The following is a 12,762-nucleotide window of genomic DNA, read 5'->3' on the forward strand; positions in this document are numbered from 1 at the left end:
TTTATTATAAGTGATTATCCGCAATTCGTAGCTCCCCCGGAGGGGGGACATGATATAATATCAAATCCAGATGATTAGTTCTTGTAAGTCACTGCGGCTGGAGCGGGGGGGAAGGAAGCCATCTCAGGGGTGGCGCGAGATAGCTTCCTATAGTCACTGCGGAGGACTTTTCATCTGGACTATATTATGATATTTTCTCTTCTGTAGGGGCAAACTGCCGTTTGCCCTTTATACCAATGTGATAACAAACTAGAAATTATATAAAAGTGAACTCACTACCATTCAAATCCATACCTACAACCCCCTCAACAACAGCAATTAGATCGCTACCACTATATATAGCAGTGCTTGGATCTATAGTAGTGCCATCAGGTAATTCAGAAACATTTGGTTGTAATGTATAGTCACTAGTACTTCCAAATAGTTGAATTTGATCTCCTTCTAAACTATCAAAAGTGCTTATGAGAGCATAATCAGCATCACCATTATCATCATAGTAAGCTTGGATACTATCTCCCAAAATAAATAAATCTGCCTCATTACCACCACTGAGAGTATCAATTTCATTACTACCAGGTTGAGCAGCAGTAGCATCAACACCGATTAGAGTATCATTTCCATCCCAACCAGTCACTGAGTCATTATCACTACCACCTTCAAGATAATCGTTCCCTTTACCACCACCAAGAGTATCATCATTCTTTCCTCCAAATAGGGTATCATCGTCCTGATTACCCTGGAGTAAGTCGTTATTATCTCCTCCTTGAAGAAAATCCGTACCACTTCCACCACTAATCGTATCATTTCCGGTAAAACCTGTTAGGGAATCTGCACCATCACCTCCATCAATTTTATCATTTCCGGCTCCACCACCAATAGTATCAAGACCATCTCCCCCCAGGAGGGTATCATCGCCACCGCCTCCACTGATGGAATCATCTCCTGTCCAACCAGTGATAAAGTCTGCAGCACCATCATCCGGCTCACTATCACCACCATCCAGAATATCATTTCCAATTCCACCACCGATAGTATCAGCACCTGCTCCACCTCTGATGGTATCATCGCCAGCACGCCCCATGATGGAATCATTTCCTGTATAACCAGTCAGTAAATCTCCTAGATCGCTAGAAGCCTCGAAACCACCACCATCCATAGTATCGTTACCAGCTCCACCACGAAGAGTATCGGCACCATTTCCACCTTTGAGCAGATCGTTATCCGCTTCGCCACTGAGAGAGTCATTATCGTCTCCCCCTAGGATCGTATCATTGCCGTCACCACCACTAATTGTGTCATTTCCATCCCAACCAGTGAGGAAATCTGCAAGATCCTTAGTAAGGTTAAAACCAGAACCATTTATAAAATCGTTACCAAATCCGCCACCAATAGTATCGGCACCATTTCCACCTATGATTGAATCGTTATCTGCTCCGCCCAGGAGAGAGTCATCATCATCTCCTCCTAAAATGGTATCATCTTCGCTACCACCAATAATCGTATCGTTTCCTATATAACCTGTTAGGAAGTCTGCCCCTTCACCACCATCAACTGAATCATTTCCACCTCCAGCACGAATGGTATCATTACCTCCCAAGCCATTGACGGTATCATCCCCAGCCAAAGCTAGAATTGAATCATTGCCTATTGTTCCCTGTAAAAGATCATTGCCTGTTGTCGGTGTAGCCATTTTTTGTTTCCTAATAAATTAACTGCTGTTAAAAACTATCGAGACATTAAGCAAAAGTCCGGAATTTTTGAGGAGTTAAAAAAAATTTATATTTTAATTGTTATAATAGAAGTTTTAAGTAAATAGGTATAATTAAACGTTAAAAAAATTGTAGGGGTAGGTTTAACTGAAAGCCTTGACGTAAGCAGGATATAGTTCTGAAAACCAGCTTTATAATATTGCGTTTATCCATGCTTACCTACTTATTAAATATATTTGAAAAAAAATGTAGGGACGTTCTATGGAACGTCCCTACAAATATCATTTGAAAAGGCTCATGCAATTTTTTAAGATGTCGATTGATTTGTTTATTTATCTTATTGAACAGACAAATTTACTTATAAAATCTTAACTATGATATCCGGATAATAAGTGATAAAAAAGTTTTTGTTTGTAGTATAACTTTAGTCCTGTCTATACTTAGGGCTAGAGCAATACTACAAGCTTTAATTATTTTGTGAACTCTGAAAAAATTACTAGAAGCGGTATATATATGAAGAATCAAATACATACCGCCAAAATTTTCAACTGCTCCGATCAAGGAGAGATATTAAAGACTATACAAAAGAGAACTGACTTGTATCACTCAAATCCATACCTGTAACTCCATCAACAACCCCAATTAGTTCAGTACCACTGTTGCTATAGATAGCTGTTCCAGCAGGTAAACCAGAAACATTTGGCTGCAGATCGTAGTCAGAAATATTACCAGAAAGTTGAATCTGGTCGCCTTCAGCACTATTGAAAGTAAGAATAAGAGCATAATCTGCTGTACCATTATCATCATAGTAAACCTGAGCATCACCTAAGATAAATGAATCAGCACCAGCACCCCCTTCCAAAGTATCTATCTCATTATTACCAGGTTGAGCAGCAGTTGGATCAACTCCTGTCAGAGTATCTAAACCATCACCACCTTTAATCATATCATTACCAGTACCGCCAGTAATGTTATCGTTATCATTCCAACCAGTTAGATAATCATTACCTATACCACCATCAATAATATCATCACCAGCACCACCTCCGGCAGTGTCATCGCCATCACCACCATTGAGAATGTCGTTACCAGCTTCCCCTTGTAAGAAATCATTGCCTCCATCACCGTTCAGTTCGTCAGCATCATTTCCTCCTTTAAGGGTATCAGCATGATCTCCACCATTGAGAGTATCAAGACCATCTCCACCCAGAAGAGTATCACTACCGCTACCGCCAGTAATGTTATCGTTACCTTTCCATCCAGTTAGGGAATCATTACCTATACCACCATCAATAATATCATCACCAGCACCACCTCCAGCAGTGTCATCGCCATCACCACCATTGAGAATGTCGTTACCAGCTTCCCCTTGCAAGAAGTCATTCCCTCCATCACCATTGAGTTCGTCCGCATCATTTCCTCCTTTAAGGGTGTCAGCATGATCTCCACCATTGAGAGTATCAAGACCATCTCCACCTTGGAGTTTATCATTACCGCTACCGCCGTTAATTTGATCGTTACCGATCCATCCAGTCAAAGAATCATTGCCGCCTTCACCATTTAGAGTATCGTTACCTTGTCCACCACCAATACTGTCGTTACCACTGCTTCCAGTTAAAATGTCATGGCCTCCTAAACCGTAAACTACTTCAGTAGTACCATCTACATTGAAGTTATCGTCACCAGGAGTTGGAACACTTGGAGTAGGAGGAGAAGCAGGTAAGTTGTCACTAACGACATCTTGTTTGACGTTTTCGGAACCAACTGTAACTTCATAAGTTACTGTATCGCCTGCCTGGCCATCCTGATCGAGATCCCCAGAGAAGGTTACATTGTAAGTTTTATTTTCTTCTACATCTAAACTATAACCACCTGCATCCCAAGTGGTAGTTGTGAAGGTATTGGCACTATTTGCTTGATCGACTGCTGTAACTGTTATGCCGCCTATTCCTTCACCGACTGTATAGAAGTCGTCATTATTGACTGCATCAGTGTAGGCAACACCTGTGATAAATGGACCACTTGATCCTGAATAGGCAAAGTTTTGAGCAGTCATCACTGCGTTGAAAGTTTTACCACTAGCGGTAAACGGGCCTTGTAGTGAAGCGATTCCGATTTCCTGGAAGTTACCATTCATCAGGCTGACACGATGACCCCTACCAGATACACCTGCATCAATGAACAAGTTTTCGTAGTTTATCCTAACAAAAGTAGTTAAGTTAGGTGTACCTGTTGTTCCTCTCCAAGCAAGATTTTCCCCATTACCAGAGGGATTTGTGAATGTATACCCAGCAGCTTCCATACGTTGCCTGGAGTTTGTACCACCTTCTCCAGTGTGGCTAAATCTGTTATTATCTAGTAGCCACTGACTGTGGTCTGTAGCAGCAGTATTGAGGTTAAAATTAAATGCTAGAGGTTGTTTGGCATCAGTGGAGATTGTACCGGAAGAAAGTCCTTCATTTAGGTTTCCACTTAGATAAGTATCTGCTGCTGCTTGAGGATCTAGGCGATCTCTGTTTACCAATTCGAGCATGTATTGGTCTTGTGCGGTGGGTTGTGTCATGGTTCGTGTGTGTAAATATAAACGACAGTAATTGACAAAGCAGGAATTATTTTCTTATTGAAGTTAGGTCTTAATTGCTTAAAACCTGTTCAATATTTCCTTTGATTTATGTAGTCAAAATTCAGAATTAAATGTCAATTTATTGACTACTTGATTTGTTGTTTTAGGACAAATCGTTCTTTAATTTTCTGTCAAGTTTTACTTGGTTATTTGTAGAGTTCCGGAAGTATTTTTTAATCTAAAAAAGTTAGTATTTTTGTATTAAGTGAAAACACTAATTATTAGTTTTATTGAGGATATAAATAGTATTTATGATTGATTTTAAAGTGGTATTGCCTAGCGGAAATAATCTGTCTTATAGCGGTTTTCCAGTAGATGGAAGAGAAATAAAATGGTGTGTTATACAGCAAATTTCGGAGAAATGATGTACAGAGTCAATGATGAAAATATTGTAGTGCCGGCATCTTGCCCGGGATGGGTGTAGCTCATAACAACGGAAAACACTGTATCATTGGGGGCCGGTTTATCTAATTTCAGGTGAAAACTCATTAATTTAATGGGGAACCCGCCCCTACTATTGAACATTTTAGGCGTGTCACTCTACTACAAGTTTTGCACTATAACTGAGTATAAAAAAAGCAATTACTCTTAATTAACTGGCGCTAAACAAAAGAGTAATTGCCTAAATCAGATATTTAATTGAGAATAACTTAGCTGAGGATTAAAATTAAATCAGTAAAAATTTAAGGATAGTTAGGTTTTGAGAGAGGGAAATAGTAACCTTTTAACTGAGATAAAAGCTCAAATTACCATTTCCCATCCTACATAATGACCCCCTCTTAATTAATATCCAAAAAAATACTTATATCTTCGCTTCCAAAGCTGTAAGTTTCAGGAACTCAGTATTAACCCCAGACTCACGAGTTAAAGCTATTTTTCCTGTTCTAGCAATTTCACGGATACCGTATTTAGAAAGCATTTGGACAATAGCTACCATTTTTCCTGGGTCTCCTACTACTTCAATAGTTAGTGAGTCTTCCCCTACATCTACTACTCGCGCCCGAAAAATATTTGCAATTTCGATCACTTCTGAACGCATAGCTGTAGTAGCATTAATCTTGAGTAACATTAATTCTCGTTCTACACAGGGAGTCGCAGTAATATCCTGTACTTTCAAAACATTGACCAACTTATATAGTTGCTTGGTCAACTGTTCAATAATCTGATCGTCCCCTGGTACTACCATTGTAATTCGAGAAATACCAGTTTGTTCTGCTGGGCCAACTGCCAGACTTTCAATATTAAAACCACGACGGGCAAATAAACCAGCAATGCGGGTCAAAACTCCCGCTTCGTCTTCAACTAAAACAGAAAGAGTATGTTTCATTCTCTAAATCAGTAGCTCTCTTGGCCAACCTATTTGATATTTAGTAGAATTCTTGCAGAATTAATTCAAAAATTAAAAGTCAAAAGTCAGAAAAACTAATGATTTCTGTACTGTAATTTACTTGAGTGTCAATTTTGCAAGAAGTCTAGTTATAGCGCTACGCGCAAGTCATAAGTCGTAGGGGCGAATGGCCATTCGCCCCTACAGAAGTCAGAAATTACTTCTGACTGAGTTTGAGCATTTATAAATGTCCGCGCTCTTTGCTTTGACTGCTATATCTTATACTAGAGTGTAGATTGGATATAGTGGTAATTCCACAAACAATTTTTATAAATTATGACTGATGAAAGTTCAATTATTTTAGAGGTGAATAGTGGGGATGAAATAACTAAACGTTTGGATATTTGGCTGTCTCAACAAATGCTAGACTTATCGCGATCGCATATCCAAAAGTTAATTTCCCAAGGTAATGTGAAAGTAAATGACGATATCTGCACTTCTAAAAAAGCAACAGTACAAAAGGGCGATAAAATTATTTTAACTATTCCGCCACCAATACCTTTGGAAATAGAAGCTAATGATATTCCTTTAGATATTCTCTATGAAGATGATGCTTTATTAATTATCAATAAACCAGCAGGTTTAGTCGTACATCCAGCACCCGGACATTCTGAGGGTACTTTAGTTAATGCACTTTTAGCTCATTGTGATTCTTTGGCAGGTATTGGGGGAGTGCAACGACCAGGTATTGTGCATCGTTTGGATAAGGATACTACTGGCGCGATAATGGTGGCAAAAACAGATCAAGCATATCAACATTTGCAGGGGCAGTTGCAGGCAAAAACGGCGAGGCGGGAATATTTGGGTGTGATTTATGGTAGTCCTAAAACGGATAGTGGTACAATAGACTTACCTATTGGTCGTCATCGGGTAGACCGCAAAAAAATGGCGGTGACACCAGTGGAGAGAGGTGGGAAAATTGCTGTTACTCATTGGGAAGTTAAGGAACGTTTGGGAAATTTTGCTATGATTTTGTTTCGGTTGGAGACTGGGCGGACTCATCAAATTCGGGTTCACAGTGCTAAAATGGGGTATCCTATTGTTGGGGATACTGTTTATGGCAAAGGTCGTTCGGTAGGAGTGAATTTAACTGGTCAAGCTCTTCATGCTTGGCGACTAGAGTTACAACATCCCGTTTCTGGAGAGTTGGTTGAAGCGATCGCTCCTTTGCCAGAAGATTTTCTGACTTTGGTGGAGGTTTTGCGTAAACGTTCTGGGTTAATAGAGAGGAGTCAGAAGTCAGGAGTCAGGAGTCAGGAAAAATGACAAAAGTGTGGGAAGTGTGGGTAGGGTAGGGAGACAGAGAAAGTAGAAGATATATTTGTACCTTGATTTTTCTGTGCTTGTCTGCCAGCCGTCCTAACTTTCTGAGCATGAAGAACTGAAAATATGGTACTTTTTTCGACCAAAAGAAAGCACTTACCTTTATATGTCAATACTTTGAGAATTAATCAGCAACCCCTATTTATTTCCTACTACCAGTTCTGAAATTTTGTTGTTTACCCTCTGAAACAGACTTTGTATTATGGTTAATTAATGTGACTTGATATTAGGAGTAGAAAATTATGGATCGTGGAAAAATTGTGGCTATTATTACTGGGGTAATTTCTATAGGTTTGGCGATCGCCTATTTGATTCTTGTGCAACTATTAGACTTGCGGGGACCTGAAATGATACCCGCCCCCACTTCAATATTACCTTTTGTTTTTTAAGGAAAGATACTTTTTTAGAAGTAGTGATATTGCTCAGTATACCTTTCTCTTTCTTATTAGGTAAACTAGAAATCATCACTACTTATTTATCATTAAATTTAGTTTTTTTGCTCAATATAAATCATACGAGTTTGGATAGGAACCTTTATGCTTGAAGAAGTCCAACCTAATATAAAATAATCTTCGATAGCATTTTCAATTACCATTTTTGAATGGTCGTAAACGGGCACAGCAAAATTTTTAATATATTCCTCTACCGGTTCATCAATACTAATTATAATAGCCTTACGAGCAATTCTATAAATATGCTCCATTGCTGTTTTAGCATCTTCAAGCAACAGTAATGCACTTAAAGATAAAACAAAATCGTAGGACTGGGAATCAATCTCAGGCAAAGCTTTTTCTATAGGTTTCTGAATAGTTTTATAACCTCTTTTAGCTGCATAATCTAGCATTTTAGCCGAAACATCAATACCTGTATATTCAAAATTTCCCTCTAATAATTCACTGATAAACCCTGTTCCACAACCAATATCTAAAATGCTGCCCTGATGATGATTGTATTGATCAAAAATTTTAACTGCCTCGTTATGAAACTTTAGATTACTCCTAGCTTTTGCCATATCATCATATTTGACAGCATAATTATCATAAAATTCTTCAGGGGAAACTTTATTTACCATAAATTTATAGTTCAAAACTAACTTATATTTACCATCCCGTATAATATTATTGATAGGCAATATTAAATGTTAAATCTTATAAACTATTAGCTTAGTTTTTTTGCTCAATATAAATCATTCGAGTTCGGATAGGGATACCTTGACTTGAAGAAACCCAACCTATAATAAAATAATCTTCGATAGCATTTTCAATTACTATTTTTGAATGGTCGTAAACTGGAACAATAAATTTTTTAATATATTCCTCTGTCAGTTCATCAAGACTTATTAAAATAGCTTTACGAGCAATCCGATAAAGATGTTTGATTGCTGTTTCAGCATCTTCCACAAAATGCAATGAACTTAAGCAAAAAACAAAATCGTAGGAGTGAGAATCAACTTCTGCTAAAGCCGTTTCTATTGGTTTATGGATAGTTTTATAACCTCTTTTAGCTGCATATTCCAGCATATTAGCTGAAATATCAATACCTGTATATTCAAAATCTCCCTGTAATAATTCACAAAGAAGTCCAGTTCCACAAGCAATATCTAAAATACTACCTTGATTATTATTCTGTTGGTGGAATATTTTAACTGCCTCATTATGTAGATTTGCATTAGACTTTTTCTTGGCAACATCATCATATTTGACAGCATAATTATCATAAAATTCTTCAGGGGAAACTTTATTTACCATAAATTTATAGTTCAAAACTAACTTATATTTACCATCCCGTATAATATGATAGATAGGCAACATTAAATGTTAAATCCTATAAACCATTACCCTAATTTTTTTGCTCAATATAAATCATGCGAGTTTGGATAGGAATTCCTGTATTTGGCGGAGTCCAGCCTATAATAAAATAATCTTCAATAGCATTTTCAATTGTAATTTTTGAATGGTCGTAAACCCACATAACATGGTTTTTAGTATATTCATCTGTTGCTTCAGTTAAACTAATTAAAATAGTTTTACGAGCAATTCGATAAATATGCTCTATAGCTGTTTGAGCATCTTTGACAAAATACAATGAACTTAAACAAAAAACAAAATCGTAGGAATGGGAATCAATTTCAGCCAAAGCCTTTTCTATCGGTTTGTGGATAGTTTTATAACCTCTTTTAGCTGCATATTCCAGCATATTAGCTGAAATGTCAATGCCTGTATATTCAAAATCTCCCTGTAATAATTCACTTAGAAGACCTGTACCACAACCAATATCTAAAATACTGCCTTGATAGTGATTGTATTGGTGAAAGATTTTGACCGCTTCATTTAGATCCTGTACGTTCGACTTAGGCTTCTTTATTATATCATCATACTTAGTAGCATGATTATCATAAAACTCTTCAGCAGAAACTTTATTTACCATAAATTTATAGTTCAAGAATTACTTATGTTTATCGCGTAAAATATGATTAATAGACAATATTAAATTTTAAATATTATTAAATCATTACCTTAATTTTTTTGCTCAATATAAATCATGCGAGTTCGGATAGGAATTTTTAGACTTGAAGAAGTCCAACCTTCTATAAAGTAATCTTCGACAGGATTTTCAATTAAAATTTTTGAATGGTCGTAAACTGGCACAATAAACTTTTGAATATATTCCTCTGTAACTTCATTCAGACTAATTAAAATAGCTTTACGAGCAATTCTATAAAGATGCTCTATCGCCGTTCCTGCATCTTCAACAAAATACAATGAAGCCAAACAAAAAACAAAATCGTAGGAGTGGGAATCAATTTCTACCAAAGCTGTTTCTATTGGTTTATGAATTGTTTTATAACCTCTTTTAGCTGCATATTCCAGCATATTAACTGAAATATCAATACCTGTATATTCAAAATCTCCCTGTAATAATTCACTTAGAAACCCTGTTCCACAACCTATATCTAAAATACTACCTTGATGGTGGTTATATTGGCGAAAAATTTTGACTGCCTCATTATGAAACTTTAGATTACTTCTAGTTTTTGCTATCTCATCATACTTGGTAGAATAGTTATTATGAAACTCTTCAGCAGAAATTTTATTTACCATAATTGTATAGTTCAAAAATTACTTATATTTATGTCCTACCAATACAGTTATCTTGCCAAATAAAATCTGACAAGAATACAATAGCTGAATATTAACTATAAACAATCCTCAATAATTGGTAAAAAATCCCAAACTTATAGATAAAAATTTAATAAATTTTACCCAAAAACTAAGGTTTAAAGCCTCCCCTTTCCAGGATAAAAAAAGAAAAAATTTTCCTTTTAACCAATCCTCTTCTTTTTAAGAAAAAGTCATTAATAATTATAAATTATTAATTATCAATTATCAATTAATGAACCCTATTCCCTATTTCTTACTGATAAATATTAGTTGCCTTAATCATGTGATAAGCAATAAGTAATTGAGTTAAAGCTAGAGGGTAGCTCTGAAGCAGTTCCCCAGTTGTACCAACCAACTTACCAATATCTGGGTCTCCTTCTGGTGAGCAGAAATCTTTTAAGTTAGGCATTTCCTTACACAGAATCATCTCTAACTCATTTACCTGTTCCTTAGTAGCATGACTATCAATTTCCAAAACATCAACTGGTTTACCCATATCCCGATCTAAACCCAAACGAACTGCCGGTTGAAAATTAGGACTACCTTGATCTATAATCTCCAAAAAATCTGGATGAGGAATAGTAGGTCTAAGTACCAAACGGACATGAAGTTGAGAACTATTTATATCGTGTGAAGGGGGATAAAAAGTAACAACTACATCTGCCCACTTACGTTGGGGACGGATAAACTCATCCGAGTCTGGTTCGCGCTTTTCCATTTCTTTGAGAACTTGTGCCTCACTGTAGCCCCTTTTCATCGTGTCCCGTTTTACTTTCCATTTCGCCCTTAATTCTTCTGGGGGGGCCAAGTAAACTCTAACATCATAACAGTCCCTTGCCCCCCTAGTCGAATAACCTAGTAATCCCTCAACAATCACAAATTTGTTAGGCTTAATATATTCTGGAGGGTCAAATGTTCCGGTTGAGTGATTATAAATAGGTTTGAGAATTGGTTGTCCGGTACGCAGCAGAGTTAGATGTTGCTGCATTATATCAAGATGGTTACAATCTGGGTGGAGGGCAGTAATACCTACTTCAGCTCGTTGTTTTCGATCATAGCGATGGTAGTCGTCTGTACAGATAACAGTAACACTTTCTGGCCCTAATACTTGAGCTATTCCTCTAGTCAAGGTAGTTTTACCTGCAGCGCTATCACCCACAATGCCTAGGATTATTGGACGATGAGTCATAATTTTATTCTCCCTGTACCGGACAATGGCCTATATGGCACAGCCTTAAATTTTTAGTAATAATTAATTTTATGTTGTACTTGGCACTGGGGGCAAGATTTCTGATAATCAAGGAAATAGCAAGTATAGCCCTACGCGCAACTCAAAGGTCAAAAGTCATCTCTCTTATGAATTTTCGGCGATAAAATGCTCTGCAAACTAGATTTACCAATGTCCACGCTAAATGTGTAGTGTGAGTCTAGTAGTGGCGTGACAGACCTAAAATGTTGCAATATTAGGGGCGGGTTTCCCCGTTAAATTAATGAGTTTTCACACTTGATTTAAATAAACCCGCCCGCAATTATGTAACGCATCATTTTAGATGTTTCAGTCTACTGCCGTGTCAAGCTTAAAATGGTGTGTTAGGAGCGAGTCACCTTGGAGACCTCTCCCCAACCCCTCTCCTGCGAGGAGAGGGGCTTCTCCCCCTTCCCTTGCAGGGAAGGGGGTTGGGGGGTTAGGTTTTTTAATCCACATTTTCAAGCTTGACGCGCCATTACTACCCAACAAACGTAGAAATTTTTCATAATTACATTGAAGGAATCTTCACAATTTTTCTATTCTGACTCCTGACTCCTTTCAATTAATTACATTAATTACATTGAATATAAGGCTTCCATACCCAGCCTACTTGCTGAGGGTTAGCCGTAGACTTAACATAAACCCACTTTGTTTGAGATTGTTGTCCTGCTGGTGGTTGTGAAACTTGTATTTGAGTACCCTTATTAAAAACATAAGGCATAGGGTTACTTCGAGCATTGGGAAAATCTTGAACTGGAATATTAGGGGAGTCAGGCCAACCTGTAACTTGACACATTGTTCCTATAGGTATTCCACCTGTCATATTAGGTAATTGTGAAGCAGAGCGTGTATTACAATTTTGCAGATATGGAGTATATACCCAACCTTGAGCATTATTAGGTCCAGTTACTTGTGTCCATTGTCCGTCATTAGACCTATTTATGACTGTTACGGAAGTACCATTATTAAAAAAGGCAATATTTTTACCTCCACCTGGTTGATCTCGGAAATCTACACCCTGACGGTTATCTGCTGGTGAAGACTGAAGCTGACAAACTTGTTGTTGAGCAATTAATATCTCATTTGTATGGTTAATTGCTGGATTCCACTGGTCTGCCTTAGCAATATTTGGCATTTGGCTTCCTAATAAAGATAAAGAAGCAATTGTTAATATTTTGAGATAATTTGGCCTTTGCTTGATGTTATTTTGCATAAATATTCTGAACTATTTTTAATTACAAGTTTAGCTACAAACTATATAAGTCTATATTTCGGATATTTTAATTATTCTTAAGACTTTATTTAGATGA

General features: G+C 37.1%; 11 protein-coding genes. 2 read left to right on the forward strand and 9 right to left on the reverse strand.

Going from position 1 to position 12,762, the window contains the following annotated elements; translation table 11 throughout:
• Positions 1 to 256 precede the first annotated feature (256 nt).
• From ACP6PL_RS06235 to ilvN, 3 genes are all read right to left on the reverse strand, one after another.
• Positions 257 to 1,690 carry a calcium-binding protein gene (locus tag ACP6PL_RS06235; RefSeq protein ID WP_426543640.1) on the reverse strand — a complete coding sequence of 478 codons (1,434 nt, stop codon included), beginning with the start codon at positions 1,688 to 1,690 and terminating at the stop codon, positions 257 to 259.
• A gap of 596 nt (positions 1,691 to 2,286) precedes the next feature.
• Positions 2,287 to 4,272, reverse strand: coding sequence for a CAP domain-containing protein (locus ACP6PL_RS06240; RefSeq protein ID WP_426543642.1), 1,986 nt, complete (start codon positions 4,270 to 4,272; stop codon positions 2,287 to 2,289).
• A gap of 862 nt (positions 4,273 to 5,134) precedes the next feature.
• Positions 5,135 to 5,659, reverse strand: coding sequence for an acetolactate synthase small subunit (gene ilvN, locus ACP6PL_RS06245; RefSeq protein WP_426543644.1), 525 nt, complete (start codon positions 5,657 to 5,659; stop codon positions 5,135 to 5,137).
• A 336-nt stretch (positions 5,660 to 5,995) separates the two neighbouring features.
• Here ilvN and ACP6PL_RS06250 point away from each other — a divergent pair, with 336 nt between their 5' ends.
• Positions 5,996 to 6,985, forward strand: coding sequence for an RluA family pseudouridine synthase (locus tag ACP6PL_RS06250; RefSeq protein ID WP_426543646.1), 990 nt, complete (start codon positions 5,996 to 5,998; stop codon positions 6,983 to 6,985).
• Positions 6,986 to 7,284: 299 nt separating this feature from the next.
• Positions 7,285 to 7,431: a hypothetical protein gene (locus tag ACP6PL_RS06255; protein WP_426543648.1), complete on the forward strand. Its 147-nt coding sequence runs from the start codon at positions 7,285 to 7,287 to the stop codon at positions 7,429 to 7,431.
• Between the two features lie 98 nt (positions 7,432 to 7,529).
• Here ACP6PL_RS06255 and ACP6PL_RS06260 read toward each other — a convergent pair whose 3' ends face one another.
• From ACP6PL_RS06260 to ACP6PL_RS06285, 6 genes are all read right to left on the reverse strand, one after another.
• Complete coding sequence (locus ACP6PL_RS06260; RefSeq protein WP_426543650.1) at positions 7,530 to 8,114, reverse strand: class I SAM-dependent methyltransferase; 585 nt, start codon at positions 8,112 to 8,114, stop codon at positions 7,530 to 7,532.
• Between the two features lie 91 nt (positions 8,115 to 8,205).
• Positions 8,206 to 8,790 carry a class I SAM-dependent DNA methyltransferase gene (locus tag ACP6PL_RS06265; RefSeq protein ID WP_426543652.1) on the reverse strand — a complete coding sequence of 195 codons (585 nt, stop codon included), beginning with the start codon at positions 8,788 to 8,790 and terminating at the stop codon, positions 8,206 to 8,208.
• Positions 8,791 to 8,881: 91 nt separating this feature from the next.
• Positions 8,882 to 9,469 (reverse strand): class I SAM-dependent methyltransferase, encoded by a 588-nt coding sequence (locus ACP6PL_RS06270; protein ID WP_426543654.1) that lies wholly within the window; start codon positions 9,467 to 9,469, stop codon positions 8,882 to 8,884.
• A gap of 89 nt (positions 9,470 to 9,558) precedes the next feature.
• Complete coding sequence (locus ACP6PL_RS06275; protein ID WP_426543656.1) at positions 9,559 to 10,143, reverse strand: class I SAM-dependent methyltransferase; 585 nt, start codon at positions 10,141 to 10,143, stop codon at positions 9,559 to 9,561.
• A 313-nt stretch (positions 10,144 to 10,456) separates the two neighbouring features.
• A complete protein-coding gene (locus ACP6PL_RS06280; protein ID WP_426543658.1) occupies positions 10,457 to 11,392 on the reverse strand; it encodes a phosphoribulokinase in 936 nt (311 codons plus the stop codon).
• 631 nt (positions 11,393 to 12,023) lie between these two features.
• Positions 12,024 to 12,665: an SH3 domain-containing protein gene (locus tag ACP6PL_RS06285; protein ID WP_426543660.1), complete on the reverse strand. Its 642-nt coding sequence runs from the start codon at positions 12,663 to 12,665 to the stop codon at positions 12,024 to 12,026.
• Positions 12,666 to 12,762 lie beyond the last annotated feature (97 nt).

It is taken from the genome of Dapis purpurea BLCC-M126 (genome assembly GCF_050015975.1).
Classification (GTDB): domain Bacteria; phylum Cyanobacteriota; class Cyanobacteriia; order Cyanobacteriales; family Microcoleaceae; genus Trichodesmium.